14 protein-coding genes and 1 pseudogene are annotated in these 13,986 nt (G+C 50.4%); 5 read left to right on the forward strand and 10 right to left on the reverse strand.

The features are described from left to right. The 7 genes and pseudogenes from ON064_RS12620 to ON064_RS18470 form a co-directional block, all read right to left on the reverse strand. The coding region (locus tag ON064_RS12620) for a carbon starvation CstA family protein (RefSeq protein ID WP_274625038.1) at window positions 1-269 on the reverse strand (269 nt) is incomplete at its 3' end. Between the two features lie 90 nt (window positions 270-359). Continuing rightward, window positions 360-1,286: a ketopantoate reductase family protein gene (locus tag ON064_RS12625; RefSeq protein WP_274625039.1), complete on the reverse strand. Its 927-nt coding sequence runs from the start codon at window positions 1,284-1,286 to the stop codon at window positions 360-362. Window positions 1,287-1,301: 15 nt separating this feature from the next. Further along, window positions 1,302-2,276, reverse strand: coding sequence for an MBL fold metallo-hydrolase (locus ON064_RS12630; protein ID WP_274625040.1), 975 nt, complete (start codon window positions 2,274-2,276; stop codon window positions 1,302-1,304). Next, window positions 2,273-3,247: a quinone oxidoreductase family protein gene (locus ON064_RS12635; RefSeq protein ID WP_274625041.1), complete on the reverse strand. Its 975-nt coding sequence runs from the start codon at window positions 3,245-3,247 to the stop codon at window positions 2,273-2,275. The genes ON064_RS12630 and ON064_RS12635 overlap by 4 nt, the downstream gene beginning before the upstream one ends. Window positions 3,248-3,259: 12 nt before the next feature. Then, window positions 3,260-5,023: an acyl-CoA dehydrogenase family protein gene (locus tag ON064_RS12640; protein ID WP_274625042.1), complete on the reverse strand. Its 1,764-nt coding sequence runs from the start codon at window positions 5,021-5,023 to the stop codon at window positions 3,260-3,262. A gap of 53 nt (window positions 5,024-5,076) precedes the next feature. After that, entirely contained in the window at window positions 5,077-5,850 is a 774-nt protein-coding gene (locus ON064_RS12645) for an SDR family oxidoreductase (RefSeq protein WP_274625043.1), read from the reverse strand. A 152-nt stretch (window positions 5,851-6,002) separates the two neighbouring features. After that, window positions 6,003-6,972 (reverse strand): annotated as a pseudogene (locus tag ON064_RS18470) (threonine ammonia-lyase). Between the two features lie 139 nt (window positions 6,973-7,111). Here ON064_RS18470 and ON064_RS12655 point away from each other — a divergent pair. From ON064_RS12655 to ON064_RS12665, 3 genes are all read left to right on the forward strand, one after another. After that, window positions 7,112-7,675 (forward strand): SLOG family protein, encoded by a 564-nt coding sequence (locus tag ON064_RS12655; RefSeq protein WP_274625044.1) that lies wholly within the window; start codon window positions 7,112-7,114, stop codon window positions 7,673-7,675. 160 nt (window positions 7,676-7,835) lie between these two features. After that, window positions 7,836-9,326 carry a glycine betaine uptake BCCT transporter gene (locus ON064_RS12660; protein WP_274625045.1) on the forward strand — a complete coding sequence of 497 codons (1,491 nt, stop codon included), beginning with the start codon at window positions 7,836-7,838 and terminating at the stop codon, window positions 9,324-9,326. A gap of 73 nt (window positions 9,327-9,399) precedes the next feature. After that, window positions 9,400-10,803: a Glu/Leu/Phe/Val family dehydrogenase gene (locus ON064_RS12665; RefSeq protein ID WP_274625046.1), complete on the forward strand. Its 1,404-nt coding sequence runs from the start codon at window positions 9,400-9,402 to the stop codon at window positions 10,801-10,803. 82 nt (window positions 10,804-10,885) lie between these two features. Here the strand turns inward: ON064_RS12665 and ON064_RS12670 are convergent, their stop codons facing one another. Then, window positions 10,886-11,800, reverse strand: a complete 915-nt coding sequence (locus ON064_RS12670; RefSeq protein ID WP_274625047.1) for a catalase — start codon at window positions 11,798-11,800, stop codon at window positions 10,886-10,888. 100 nt (window positions 11,801-11,900) lie between these two features. Between ON064_RS12670 and ON064_RS12675 the strand changes: the two genes are divergently transcribed. Beyond that, entirely contained in the window at window positions 11,901-12,170 is a 270-nt protein-coding gene (locus ON064_RS12675; RefSeq protein WP_274625048.1) for a GNAT family N-acetyltransferase, read from the forward strand. 300 nt (window positions 12,171-12,470) lie between these two features. Here ON064_RS12675 and ON064_RS12680 read toward each other — a convergent pair whose 3' ends face one another. Continuing rightward, window positions 12,471-13,148: a hypothetical protein gene (locus ON064_RS12680; RefSeq protein ID WP_274625049.1), complete on the reverse strand. Its 678-nt coding sequence runs from the start codon at window positions 13,146-13,148 to the stop codon at window positions 12,471-12,473. A 128-nt stretch (window positions 13,149-13,276) separates the two neighbouring features. Between ON064_RS12680 and ON064_RS12685 the strand changes: the two genes are divergently transcribed. Next, the gene (locus ON064_RS12685; protein WP_274625050.1) at window positions 13,277-13,576 is read left to right on the forward strand and encodes a hypothetical protein; all 300 of its coding nucleotides are present in this window, start codon (window positions 13,277-13,279) and stop codon (window positions 13,574-13,576) included. 1 nt (window position 13,577) lies between these two features. On the opposite strand, the gene ON064_RS12690 is transcribed toward ON064_RS12685, so the two are convergent. Continuing rightward, window positions 13,578-13,778 (reverse strand): hypothetical protein, encoded by a 201-nt coding sequence (locus tag ON064_RS12690; RefSeq protein ID WP_274625051.1) that lies wholly within the window; start codon window positions 13,776-13,778, stop codon window positions 13,578-13,580. Window positions 13,779-13,986: the final 208 nt, after the last annotated feature.

The raw sequence follows: 13,986 nt of genomic DNA on the forward strand, positions 1-13,986 counted from the left end.
ACGACCCATAGGACCGCTGGCAGCCAGCCCCAATAGACCGCGATGGCCGGCCCAAGAATCGGCGCAGCTCCTGCAACAGATGTAAAATGATGCCCCCATAAGACGAACTTATTGGTCGGGACAAAGTCGACCCCGTCTTTATAACGGTGGGCCGGCGTTACGTAATTCGGGTCCAGCTTGAAAATCTTTTCTGCTATGTACTTGGAATAAAAACGGTATCCGAGAACGAATATAAATAATCCCATAGCAGCTAAAGCAATTGCATTCACATTCCTCAACTCCCTTTTTTCTTTTTTGAAATTTCTGCATATCTTGTTTAATCATAGAGGAGTAATTTAATATTGTAAATGTTCTGTTTTTTATTTCTCTCTATTGTTATTTTCTTCGTATAATTTCAGTTTCGTATAAACGGTCTCGAGCACTGGCACCGGAACATTGGCTTGCTGGGCTTTTTCAATGAGATGCCCTTGCAGATGGTCGGCTTCGATGCCCTGGCTTTTCTCCATATCGCGCTGCATCGATGATTTCATGCTATCGTCCATGCTGTTCACTTTGTCGAGTTGGATGTCGGCGATCCCTTTTTTGATCGGTGCGTCGATTGCCGTCATGACCGCTTCCAGTTCTTCGAGCAGCGATCGAATGGCGGATTGGCCGGACGGCAGCTTGCGGATCGGGCCAATGGGCGATTCCATGAGCGAAGTGATGCCGGACATCGCTGTGATGAACATATATTTATGCCACATGTCTTGATCAATATTCTCACTCAACACAAATTCCGCTTTCGTTCCATCGAAATGCGTTTTCAATTTGTCGATGCGATCTGTCCGCTCGCCGCCCCGTTCCCCGTAAACCAATTGATGGATCGGGCTCGTCTGGACAATCGAACCGTCTTCGCCGATGGTTGTCTCGATAAAACATAAGCCACCGATTACCGCTTCCTCCCCGAACGCAGAGATGAGCTGTTCAACGTGCGCAATGCCATTCAGCAGCGGCAAGATCATCGTCTCTTCGCCGACGAATGGGCGGATGTCTTCAATGGCTTGTTCAAGCTGATACGCTTTTGTCGATAGCAGAATAATATCGAACGGCTCGGCTTGCATCGTTTTCGTCAAAAGAGCCGGCTGGAGATGCAGATCTCCGTGCCGGCTGTTGACGCGTAAGCCTTCTTCTTCAATCTTTTTCTTGCGTCCTTCCCTGACCAAAAATGTTACATCTTCTCCTTTTTCCAACAAACGCGCACCGAAATAACCTCCGATGCCCCCTGCTCCTACCATCAACATTCTCATCGTGACACATCCTTTTTAAGTTTGTTTATAAATCCAGCGCTCCGCTTCTATCACCCGTTCGCATCGGCCCGCGGCGCGTAAATATTCAAGGTGGGCCAAAGTTTCACCGACCGCAAAACGCATTTCATGGACTGTCAGCGGCCGGTCGAATAAACGCTCGCGCACTTCAAAAATCGTCAGCGGTTGTTCAAGCATCCGCCAAGTCGCATCCAAACGTTCCTCGTGATGGGCAAGCAATTCATCGATTCGTTTGTTAGCCCCTTGGAACACTTCGCCATGCGATGGGATGACCCATTCCACATCCAGTTCACGGATTTTCTCCAAAGAATGCATATACGTCAGAAGCGGATTCGGGTCGCCGTGAAACCAATAGGAAATATTCGGCGTGATACGCGGCAAAATATGGTCCGCCGCCAACAGCGCATTGTGCTCGCGTTGGTAAAAACACACCATGCCATCCGAATGCCCTGGCACGAACAGCACTTCATAGTCAAAGCGGCCGATGCGGACTTTCTCCCCTTCCTCGAAATGATGATCCACTTTCGGAAGCGGGGAAATGAGCGGTCGAAAGGCTCTCGTATTGTCCGCCATTTCCTGCGCCGCTTCCTGTGGGATGCCCGCTGCCTTGTAATAGCCTGGCAAGGCATTCAAAAATGCATCATCCCACGATTTCATTCCTGCGTCCGCATCGATTTTGCTCATCGACAGCCGTGCGCCGGTCTTTTGCTGCAAGCCGCCTGAATAGCCAAAATGATCGGGATGGTAATGGGTCAGGAGAATCTGCTCCACCTTGTCATCCCCGATTTCCTGCTCCCACAACTCTCTCGAAGCATCATTGTTCAACCCGGTATCGATAATCGTCCAGCCATCCTCCCCTTTTGCCATGAAGCAATTGACATGGTTCAGCCTAAACGGCAAGGGATGCCTCACGAGCTTCAATCCGAGTTTGTCGAGCAGCTCTTGGGTTTCGGCTTGTCGGACATCGTTCATGGCTTCAGCACCAGCTTGCCGATCGTTTTGCGGCTTTGCAGCAATTCGTGCACTTCAGCCGCTTGTTCGAGCGGATACGTACCGCCGATCGTCAGTTTCAATTGCCCGCTATCCATATATTCGAGCAATTCCTGAAAGCTTTTCTGGAATAATTCCGGTTTGCGCATGATCTGCGGCAGGAAGAAGCCGATGACCGATTGATTGCGCTTCATCAATTGACCCGGCGCGAATGTCGCCTGTTCTCCGCTGGCAGCACCAAAAATGACCAATCGCCCGAACGGTGCCAAGGTCTTCAGCGTATCGTTGAAGACGCTGCCCCCAACCATTTCAAGCGCCAGATCGACGCCTTTGCCTTCAGTGATTTCTTTGATACGCCCTACCCAGCCATCTTCGCTGTAATTCACCAAATGAGTGGCGCCCATCTTCTCGGCATGGAACAGTTTTTCTTCCGTGCTCGCCGTAGCGATGATTTTCCCGGCACCAAAAAGTTTCGCAAGCTGCACGGCAATCGTCCCGACGCCTCCGGCAGCAGCGTGAATCAATACCGTTTCGCCCGGTTCCAAACGGCCCATCGTTTTCAAAATATGGTAAGCACTCAAACCTTGAAGCGGCAATGCGACAGCTTCTTCAAAACTGACGCCTTCCGGCACCGGCGTCAATACCTGCTCCGGAATCGCCACATATTCAGCGTAACCCGACGATTCGATCAAGGCGACGACGCGGTCGCCCGTTTTGAAACGCGTGACGCCCGCTCCTGCTTCGACGACCACTCCAGCCACTTCAGAGCCCGGAATATATGGCAATTCAGTCGGCACGACATATTTCCCTTCACGTCTTGCCGTATCGGCATAATTGACACCTGCCGCTTTCACTTCAATGAGCACTTCATGATCTTTCGGCTTTGGCTGTTCCGAATCGATATACTGAAGCACTTCCGGACCACCATATTCCTCGAATTTCACCACTTTCATCTCATTTCCCCCTTAACTGATATACTGCCCCGCCTGATAAATCGTTTGAGCCAATTGGCGTTTAGCTGCAACTGTTCCCCCGCGTTGTAGGCGGCTGAGTTCGCCGGTCGCCATCGCTGTATAGCGCGCCAGTTCTTCTCCTTCTGTCATGCCTTGGAGTATTTGACGCGCCGTCATCTCGCTTTCGAGCAAGACATCATCGATAAACACTTGGGTCATCTCCACTTTATGCTGAGCTTTGTTTTCATCCTGTTCGAGCGCTTGCTGCGTCCGCGCGACGGCTGATTCGGCGGCATACAAGCCAATCGCAAGGTCGGCGAGTTTCAAAAGCGCTTCTTGCTGTTCCCCGATTCCTGGGCCGTAGGATTTTGCGACCAGCCCGAGCATACTGAGGAAGACGCGCCGCATCGCCCGCACGGCTTCCGTTTCGCGGGCAAGCGTTCCGATGTATGGCACTTCCGGCGTCTGCATTTCCTCGACAGCCTGCGTCGCTGCTGCTTCCAGGTCAAGTGCGCCTTTTGCGGCAGCTTTCAATACATTCCCCGGAACGAGCAGCCGATTGACTTCATTCGTGCCTTCGAAAATGCGGTTGATGCGCGAATCCCTGTACACTTGCTCGATTTTGTATTCTTGGATATAGCCGTAACCGCCGAACAACTGCAGGCTCTCATCCGCGACAAAATCCAAGGTTTCTGAACCATATACTTTGCAGATGGCGCATTCAGCGGCATATTCCATCATCCGCTTGGCGATCAATCCGTGGTCCTGTGATTCATACAATCCGCCGAGCGCTTCTTCGAGATAGCCCGCGGTCCGGTATTGCAACGATTCCAAAGCGAATATGCGCACAACCATTTTCGCCACTTTCTCTTGCGTCGCCGAAAACTCGGAAATGGCGCGATTAAACTGCTTGCGCTCCTGCGTGTAGCCCAGTGCCAGCGACAAACTGAATTTAGCAGCGCCCATGCAAGCCGACCCTAAATTAAAGCGGCCGAGATTCAGGACGTTCAATGCCACAAGATGGCCTTTTCCGACTTCGCCAAGCACATTTTCCACCGGAACTTTACAATCTTCGAAAATGACCGGGCGCGTCGAAGATCCTTTGATGCCCATTTTCTTCTCTTCAGGCCCGAGCGATAAGCCAGGATGTTTCTTTTCGACGATAAATGCCGTGAACGCTTTGCCGTCCACTTTCGCATAGGTAATGAAGGTATCGGAAAACGCGGCGTTGGTGATGTACAACTTCGAACCATTCAGCAAATAATGCGTCCCTTCTTCATTCAGCACCGCAGTCGTTTGGGCAGCTAAGGCATCCGAACCCGCTCCCGGTTCTGTCAGGCAATACGCTCCGATAAACTCGCCGCTTGCAAGTTTCGGTAAATAATATTGTTTCTGTTTTGGCGTGCCGAAATACGTGATGGGCAAGGTCGCGATGCATGTATGGTTAGAATGCGCCACGCCGTATCCGCCTGCCGGTCCGAGCGATTCGCCGACCAGTCCTTTGCTGATTTTATCGAGCCCAAGCCCGCCGTAAGCTTCCGGAATGCTGTGCGCGAGCAAGCCAAGTTCTCCCGCTTTGCGAAAGAGCTCCTGGACAAGTTCAAAATCCTGACCCTCCAACCGTTCGTTATGTGGATGCACTTCTTTCTCGAGAAACTGCTTCGCTGTTTTCGCAATCATTTTGTGTTCATCGGTAAATTGTTCAGGTGTAAAGATCGGACCCGCGGCTTTTATCAAGAAATCAGCGCCCCGGTATACATTGGCCTCAGCTTTCATCTTCTCCGTCCCCTTTGTTGTTCAAATATGTATTGCATCCAGTGGCCGATCCCTTACATGGCGTGCATGCCGCCGTCGACCATCACGACATCACCCGTCACGTAATCCGAGGCTCTCGCTGCCAGGAATAAAGCCGCGCCTTTCAAGTCTTCGTCTGTCCCGAAACGGTTTAACGGCGTTCTCGCCAACAAGCCTTGCTCGCCGTGCTTCATCACGTCTTTTGACATTTTCGTCGGGAAGAATCCAGGTGCGATAGCGTTGACTTTGATGTTATGGCGCCCCCATTTTGCCGCTAGGTCTTTCGTGAACGTGATGACCGCACCTTTGCTTGTATTGTAGCCAATCGCATCCATCAGCTGCGGGTCGATCCCCCCAAGCCCGGCTACTGAAGCGATGTTGATGATCTTGCCGCTGTTTTGCGGAATCATCACTTCCCCAACTGCCTGGCTCATGAGAAACGTCCCGGTGACATTGACTGCCATCACTTTATTCCATGCTTCGAGCGGCATCTCTGATACAGGCGCTCCCCAGGAAGCCCCTGAATTGTTTACGAGAATATCAATCGTCCCGAACGCCTCGACAGTCTTCTCGACAACATTTTTAACGTCTTGTGGATTGGTGACGTCGCAAGCGAGCGCCAAAGTTTTCACACCCTTCGCTTCGAGTTGCTCAGCGACTTCCTCGCACGCTTCCACTTTGCGCGAACAGAGCACCACATTGGCGCCGGCTTCCGCGAAACCTTCGGCAATCTGTGCGCCAAGTCCACGGCCGCCTCCCGTTACGATTGCTGTCTTGCCTGTTAAATCGAATAAATCCATCACTGGCATATTACTTCCCCCTTCATTATAAATACCGACTAGTCGGTATGTTCAGAATACTTAAACTTTATGTTACCGTTTTCGTCGCTAATATGCAATCGCCTACCCGCGCCAAAAACCGAGCCACATGACAATCAGGGCTCGGCTCAAAGTAATTCGATCTATTCATTTTCAGGAGCGTTCAACAGCGCCGCAAAACGCGGAAGATCGACATTGCCGCCTGAGATCACTGCGATGATGGTTTGATCCGCCGTGCCTGCTTTGCCCGACATGATGGCCGCTGCGGCAACTGCCCCTGAAGGTTCCACCAGCTGCTTCGTGCGGACAGCGATATCGCGCATCGCTTCGATGATTTCTTGTTCTTCCACCAACACCAGCCCGTCGAGCAGCTCGCTCACAATCGGGAAGGTCAGATCTCCCGGCTGCGAAGTCCGTAAGCCATCGGCAATCGTTTCGGTCGGGCCGATCGCTGTAATCTCTCCCCGCTCCAAAGATAAGGCCGTGTCATTCGCAAGCGCCGGCTCTGCGCCAATCACCAATACATCCGGACGCCGTGCTTTCACTGCCGTCAAGATCCCCGAAATTAATGCCGCCGCCAACAGGCACCACGATGACATCGGCATCCGGCATTTGCTCGACCATCTCTAAGCCGACTGTTCCTTGTCCAGCGATGATGTCGCGATGGTCATACGGGGGAATATAGACGCCGCTCATTTGGTGCGCGAGCGACTTGGCATGCGGAATCCGCTCCGCTGAAGTCGTGCCGCAATACTCTACCTGCCCGCCATACGCTTTGATCGCTGCGACTTTTGCCGGGCTTGCGTCCGTCGGTACGACGATAACAGAGGAGATGCCGAGCTCGTTGGCCACATAAGCGACCGCTTGTCCGTGATTGCCGGAAGAAGCGGCCGTTACGAGCGTCGCCCCGTTCGATACTGCATTCGTCACAGCGTTCGTCGCCCCGCGAATCTTGAACGAGCCCGTCTTCTGCAAATGCTCCGCTTTAAAGAACACGCGGCGCTCCCATTTTTCCTGGAGCGACTGTGAATGCACAATCGGCGTTTTATGGATGATGTCTTGAATGCGGCTTCTTGCTTGCTCCACATCTTCAATATTGACCACTGGCCTCACTCCTTTTTTCGTCTAGCTTAACATAAGAGTGAATATTCAGTTACCAGGAGGCTAGCGATGCGATGGAGCCGTGCATTCTCCATAATGAAAGAAAATGCGTTAAACTGATAACACTGATTTGCATAAAGGAGGAGACGATATGCTCAAACGCTTAGTCATCACCGGCTATAAGCCGCACGAGCTCGGCATATTCGACGACAAGCACGAAGGCGTCCGCTTTATCAAGAAGGCGCTCGAAAATCGCCTGCGCGCAATGGTCGACGAAGGGCTCGAATGGGTAATCTTGAGCGGCCAGCTGGGCGTAGAAACCTGGGCTGCTGAAGTTGTGATCGAGTTGCAGGAAGAATTTCCACAGCTGCATTTCGCCATTCTTACGCCTTTCGAAGACCAGGAGAAAAATTGGAACGAAGCGAAACAGGAAAAATACGAATTCCTGTTATCCCAAGCCGATTTCCACCGCAGTTTGACGAACAAGCCTTATGAAGCACCGTGGCAGTTTGTCGAAAAAAACAAGTTTTTCCTCCGAAATTCTGACGGCATCCTGCTGATTTACGACGAGGAAACGGAAGGTTCGCCGAAGTTCATCAAACAGGAAGCGGAGCGCTATGCCGAAAAGAATGAATACGACATCCTCATCATCTCGGCCGATGATCTGCGCATCGTCGCGGAAGAGGAACAGCAAAACGAATGGAATGGCTGGTGAATGACTCCCTTGCGCAATCTGCGCAGGGGATTTTATTATCCTCATTTTTCCAAATAAGAATATTAAATCACAATTTTTTATTATCTGCTAAGCATTTGACTATTCTTTCGCATTCCTATACCTTTAATAGTTATGTTAAAAAAACACCATAGGAGGAAACATGAACAAAGCAACTAAAGTTTTCTATATCGCATTCGCACTCGTCATTTTGACTGTCGGCTTCGGAGTTATCGCGCCGGAAGTGTTTGAACAGGCTACAGGCACGATCCGAACTTATATCAACACAGCTTTCGGCTGGTATTATTTGATGATCATGGCGCTTCTGCTGATTTTTGTCATCGTCATCATCGTTAGCCCCTACGGCAAAATCCGCCTCGGCCGGGATTCGGACCGGCCTGAATTTTCCACATTTACTTGGCTGGCCATGCTGTTCTCGGCCGGAATGGGCATTGGGCTCGTCTTCTACGGCGCCTCTGAACCGCTATCTCATTTCGCCATCCAGCCAGCGACGGCTGAACCCGGAACGGATGAAGCTTTCAAGGAAGCTTTGCAGCGTACTTATTACCATTGGGGCATCCACGTCTGGGCCATGTATGGAATGGTCGCACTGTCTCTGGCATTCTTCCAATTCCGCAAAGGGCAGCCAGCTCTGATTTCGACCACTTTGAAGCCACTGTTCGGCGAGCGCATGAACGGCCCGCTTGGCACATTGGTCGACGTATTGGCTGTATTTGCCACCGTCTTCGGCGTCGCCACATCGCTTGGCTTCGGGGCTGCCCAAATAAACGGCGGGCTTGCTTACCTATTCGGCGCACCCCAGGAATACTGGGTACAGATGGTCATCATCGGTGTCGTTACACTTTTGTTCATCATCTCGGCTTGGTCGGGACTAAACAAAGGAATCAAGTATTTATCCAATACCAATATGGTCCTGGCCATCGTTTTGCTGATATTGGTCCTCATTCTGGGCCCGACGATTCTGATCCTCAATCTCTTTACGGAAACCTTCGGGGCTTATGTCCAGAATTTAATCAGCTTGAGTTTCCAGTCTGCACCGCTTGATGCGGAAAACCGCAGCTGGCTCGATGGCTGGACGATTTTCTATTGGGCTTGGTGGATTTCCTGGGCGCCATTCGTCAGCATGTTTATCGCCCGTGTCTCCAAAGGCCGGACGATCCGTGAATTTTTGATTGGTGTCGTCCTCGCTCCAACGATTTTCGGTTCGCTATGGTTCGGCGCATTCGGGACCACTGCGATCGATATCCAAAAAAGCGGTGTCGACTTGACCGCCTTCCCGACCGAACAAACTTTGTTTGCGACATTCAGCCAATTGCCGCTCGGGATCATCATGTCGATTATCGCGATCTTGCTCGTCAGCACATTCTTCATTACATCTGCAGACTCGGCGACTTTCGTCCTGGGCATGCAATCGACAAAAGGTTCGTTGCTTCCGAGTAACCAGATTAAGATCCTTTGGGGCATCGCCCAGTCGCTCGTCGCTGCGATCCTACTTTCAGTAGGTGGTTTGACAGCAGTGCAAAACACCATCATCATTGCGGCTTTGCCGTTTTCGTTCGTCATGATCTTGATGGTCATCGCGCTGTTTAAAGCCTTGAACACGGAGCATCAATTGATGCAACGCAAAAAATAAATTCCCGACCGCCGTTAAATAAACGGCGGTTTTTTTTAAAGCTTAACCCCACATCCAAGGGGTATAAGGAAGTATGAATATCTTGGAGGTGCTCACGTTGGAAGAAGAAACGAAGAAAATCATTCAGGATTCACTCGATGCCTTATACGAAAAAAAGGAATTTTTACCTGATTTGACTGACGGGGTCCGCACTCAAGCGTTTAACTCATTAAGCGCAATTATCTCCACGCCGAACAATATCCATAAATCATTTTTACGTGTCCCGCGAGAAGACGGGACAATCGAACGAATTCCCGCTTACCGTGTGCAGCATAACGATAGCTTAGGGCCATATAAAGGCGGCATCCGATTTTATGAAGGCGTCAATGAAGATGAAGTCGTCAATTTGGCCTTTTTGATGACTTTGAAAAATGCCCTTCACCAAGTGCCTTTCGGCGGAGGCAAGGGCGGCATCGTCATCAATCCGCGCAATTACAGCGAAAAGGAATTAAATATCGTCTCGCGTAAATATGTCCGCTATTTTGCCGATGTCATCGGGCCGGATAAAGACATTCCAGCACCCGACATGGGATCTGGCGAACGCGAAATGGACTGGATGATGGCGGAATATAAAAAGATCCATCACGGCAAGCCTTATCTCGGCAGCTTCACTGGAAAAAGCGTAGTCAACGGCGGTTCGCTCGGACGCCGTGAAGCGACCGGCAAAGGGGTCTATTTCACTTTCCGCTATTTGATCCACGATTACGTATTGGCACACAAAGAGCATCTGAAAAATTCCGGGAACCTGTTTGCGCAGACAGCTTTGGAGCATGCGGAGCGTCCCCTGAAAATGGCGGTCCAAGGGTTCGGGAACGTTGGATCTGTCGCTGCACTTGAAGCCTATCAATGTCGCGCCTTGGACAATCAAATGATCGCCGTCAGCGATCGCAATGTCACGCTGTATAACGAAGACGGCCTCGATATACCAAGTTTGATCGCTTTCACTTCCGGCAATCGGGGGGATTTACCGAAAGATGCAGCAGAACTTGACCAGTCTGGCATAAAAGCAGAAATCCGGGGGCGCGAAGAATTATTGACTTTACCTGTCGATGTACTCTTTTTGGCGGCACTTGAAGACCAGATTCACCAAGGCAATATGGAAGACATCCAAGCCAAGATCATCGTAGAAGGCGCAAATGCACCGACGACGCGTGTTGCCGATGAGTATTTGGACAATGAAGGGGTTATCATCATCCCGGATATCTTAGCCAATGCTGGCGGTGTCATCGTCTCCTATCTCGAATGGCTGCAAGGCCGCGAAACCCAATACCACGAAGAATCGGAAGTATTCCGCCTGTTGTTGGAAAAAATGCAGGAAACGATGGACACGATCCTTCCCCAATATTTCGGGAATCCGTATCCACTTCGCGAAACTTGTTTTATCCATGCCGTACAGCGTTTATCGACGGTGCTGCATAAACAAGGAAAGCTCTATTAAAAAAGACAACCCGCTGATATGTAACGGGTTGTCTTTTACTTTAGAAGCACATTTTCAGCAAGCTTTTCAGACCGCTTTCCGTTCATTCATTTTCGGCTATGCGTTTTTCGTAAGAATGCCGGTATGCACCGCGGCGGAACTGGAGAATCGGATCGTCCGAACAACTGATGCCTGCGGTCATTGCGGTTGGATCATACAAGGCTTGTTCAGCTTGCTCGTCGGACGCTTCGATCACCAGTCGCCCAAGAAAGATGCGTTCACGGTCTTTTGGCCAATCGCGCGTCGGATCGTCCTTCGGGTCGCCTGCTTCACCGATGATGGCATACAGCTTGAAAGATACGGGGCTGCGTGTGGTCCGCTCAGCCAATTCCCGTTCGTAATAGCCGAAAGGCAAGTCTTTCATATCCTTTAAGGAACGCTTGTCTTCACCTGCATCCGGCTCGAATACATATTTGACTGCCTGTCTCTTGCCTTCCTTTTCAAAATAGAACGCATGGATGGAATGGTAGATGCCTGTCGCGAAACTTTCTGGCACCGTCATTTTCTTCACGCTCGAGAACATCGCTCTCACTTCAGGAAAATCCGTCAGCAGCTCTGCCAGCTCCCCTAATTTCGGACGGCCCTTCCGAAAAGAGCGGGACACTTCAAGCATTTCCATGAAGCGTTCCGGCGAACGGGTAAAGAACACCGGTGAAGTCACCGACACGATATTTGTCACCGCTTCCGGCCCGATCTTGAATTGCACTGCCATGCCTTTGACTGGCGACATGGCATCCGCCCAAGTGGGATCCGGCGAGAAATGGGAAAAGCGCACAAATACCGGCACCTTGGCATTTTGAAAATGCGCAGCATCGGTCAATTCGCTGGCCTCCCCGCTGCCTTCGAACAGTCCCCTGTATCCTGCGCCCCTGGCATGCGCACGCCGATAGCCTTTATGCTCGCCAAAGATTTCTTCAATCTGGTTAACTGCCTGTTGTTCTTGTTGATTGGCTTCCATGCCATCCCTCCTTTTTTCTTTCATACCCGCTATGCATATTATTGAACAGAACGGGAATACCTTTTAAGTAGAATGCTTTTTTTAAAAGGAGGAAATTGAAATGGATTTTCAACATCAAGACAATCGCATTGCCATGATCGACGGCTCAGAGGAAGTCGGCTTTGTCAGCTATGTCGAAAACGGCGATGTGCTAACGGTTGACCATACTGAAGTGGCCCCGCAGCTTAGCGGCCAAGGCATGGGCAAAGAGCTGGTCGGCAAAATGGTCGAACACGCAAGAAACGAAGGCAAATCAGTGGACCCGCAATGCCCATACGCAAAAAAAGTGATCGAAAGCACAGAAGAATTCCAGGACGTTCTGGTGAAATAAAGCATAAAAAAAGGAAGCCGCTGCGGCTCCCTTTTTTTTATATCGAGAAACTCCAAATGTTTAACTTTCATTTTGCTCAAGCTTCACATAACAACTGTGCTCCCACATCTGCGCGGCAGATGCGTCGCAAATGAATGAACTCAGCGGATGCTTCGTTCATTCAAAAGAAAAACCGTTTGCTCTGCTTTCGCTTTGCTCAAGCCTCACGTAAAAGATGTGCTCCCACATCTGCGTGGCAGATGCGTCGCAAATGAATGAACTCAGCGGATGCTTCGTTCATTCATTGGCCGCCTTTTTTTATTAACGGAAGTCGCCGTCCGCTACGTTGTAGAGGTAGCTCCAGTTGTCCGCTTTATGCAAATCGTGGAACGTCAGCTTGTCGCCTGTTCCAAGTGTCACTTCTTCACCCATGATTGCGACAACCATGGCCGTGCCTGTGTTATCAAGGTTCAAATAGACATCGCCGATTGACGGGCGGATCGAGCTTCTGTCGCGCAAATCGTCTGCAAGCTGTGCATCATGCTGCTGCTGTTCTGCTGACACTTTCCCTTTATCGTAATATGCAATGTCGTTGCTGCCTTGCTCTTCCCCTGGAACCATCACGAAAAATTCTCTCGACTTGACCGTGTTTTGTCTCGACGTAATGACGTTCTTTCCTTCGACCGTCTCGACTTTTTCGAATTCGTTCAAGGAATAATGGTCCATATAGTCTGGGTCCGGCTTGGCGATCAGGATGTAGCCGCCTTCTTCTGCGGATACGTCTTCGCGCAATGTGTAGCGCTCCCCGAAGAATAGGAACGAATCCATATGTTTCGGCTTATAGAGCGATACTTCGTCTGCGCGGCTTGCCACTTGTTCCATGTCTTTGACGCGGAACATCAAAACCGATTTTTTAGCGAGCGGCTTGACGGAATAAACTTTGTGCAATTCGTTGTTGTAGTAGACGAATTGACCTTTACGTACTTGAAGTAATTTCATTCTTTCCCCTCCGATACTATCAGTGCTATGGACCATTCTAGAGCAAACAATGCAGGAAGTCCATGCAACCGAGTGATTTATCTGCTATTGTGAAAACATCCCAAGATTCTGTAAAAGGAGTGACCCGCATGGAATACGAAAGCCGTGAAGATTTCATCATCAAGAAATACCAGCAAGACGAAGAAACGATGGTCCGCGTCTTTGTGCAATGGTGCGTCAACCATAAAATCGACCCGCTCGCACTTTATACGGCAGCATATCCAGCACAGGCTGAAAATCAACTGCTGAAAACAGCAATGGAAGAAACCGAAGCATTTGAATACGACATCAGCGGTGATGTCCTGCTCGAAGTACTGCAATCATTCGGCAACGACGATTTAGCGTTTGAAGTCGCAAACGCCATGGCAAAATTACCGCGCGAGGAATAGTTTAGCGGTGACCTTCGCGCGCCAATTCCTTCGCCTTGTTTTCGATGTGGGTCGTGCGCAAGTTTTCCAGGCGGTTCGAGGAGACACGGCTGTAGATGCCATCGAATTTCGACGCCGTTTTTAATTCCTTGCTTTCCACGTCCGCCACATCTTCCACTTCCGAAGGCGTCCGTTCTTCCACTTCCTGCGTTTCTTTGTCCATCGCGAGTTCACTCCCTTCCGCAAACAAATCCCTTTTTTCAACCGTTCCCTTGAATGGCGGGAAGTAAACGTCTAGCCCACAGGCAATGAATGAGCGAAGCTGTGTTGAGCAGACGGTTTTTTAGTGACGAGGAAGCTCTCCTTCCGCAGGGTCTTGAGATCAGCTGTGAGAAATACGGCTTCTTAACTTTATCGACAACATGAAAAGA

Source organism: Planococcus sp. A6 (assembly GCF_028823615.1).
Lineage (GTDB): Bacteria > Bacillota > Bacilli > Bacillales_A > Planococcaceae > Planococcus.

Excerpts from the sequence above, each read along its gene's own strand:
- ON064_RS12625 (WP_274625039.1), bottom strand. The coding sequence starts at position 1,286 with ATGAGAATGTTGATGGTAGGAGCAGGGGGCATCGGAGGTTATTTCGGT.
- ON064_RS12630 (WP_274625040.1), bottom strand. The coding sequence starts at position 2,276 with ATGAACGATGTCCGACAAGCCGAAACCCAAGAGCTGCTCGACAAACTC.
- ON064_RS12635 (WP_274625041.1), bottom strand. The coding sequence starts at position 3,247 with ATGAAAGTGGTGAAATTCGAGGAATATGGTGGTCCGGAAGTGCTTCAG.
- ON064_RS12640 (WP_274625042.1), bottom strand. The coding sequence starts at position 5,023 with ATGAAAGCTGAGGCCAATGTATACCGGGGCGCTGATTTCTTGATAAAA.
- ON064_RS12645 (WP_274625043.1), bottom strand. The coding sequence starts at position 5,850 with ATGCCAGTGATGGATTTATTCGATTTAACAGGCAAGACAGCAATCGTA.
- ON064_RS12655 (WP_274625044.1), top strand. The coding sequence starts at position 7,112 with ATGCTCAAACGCTTAGTCATCACCGGCTATAAGCCGCACGAGCTCGGC.
- ON064_RS12660 (WP_274625045.1), top strand. The coding sequence starts at position 7,836 with ATGAACAAAGCAACTAAAGTTTTCTATATCGCATTCGCACTCGTCATT.
- ON064_RS12665 (WP_274625046.1), top strand. The coding sequence starts at position 9,400 with ATGAATATCTTGGAGGTGCTCACGTTGGAAGAAGAAACGAAGAAAATC.
- ON064_RS12670 (WP_274625047.1), bottom strand. The coding sequence starts at position 11,800 with ATGGAAGCCAATCAACAAGAACAACAGGCAGTTAACCAGATTGAAGAA.
- ON064_RS12675 (WP_274625048.1), top strand. The coding sequence starts at position 11,901 with ATGGATTTTCAACATCAAGACAATCGCATTGCCATGATCGACGGCTCA.
- ON064_RS12680 (WP_274625049.1), bottom strand. The coding sequence starts at position 13,148 with ATGAAATTACTTCAAGTACGTAAAGGTCAATTCGTCTACTACAACAAC.
- ON064_RS12685 (WP_274625050.1), top strand. The coding sequence starts at position 13,277 with ATGGAATACGAAAGCCGTGAAGATTTCATCATCAAGAAATACCAGCAA.
- ON064_RS12690 (WP_274625051.1), bottom strand. The coding sequence starts at position 13,778 with ATGGACAAAGAAACGCAGGAAGTGGAAGAACGGACGCCTTCGGAAGTG.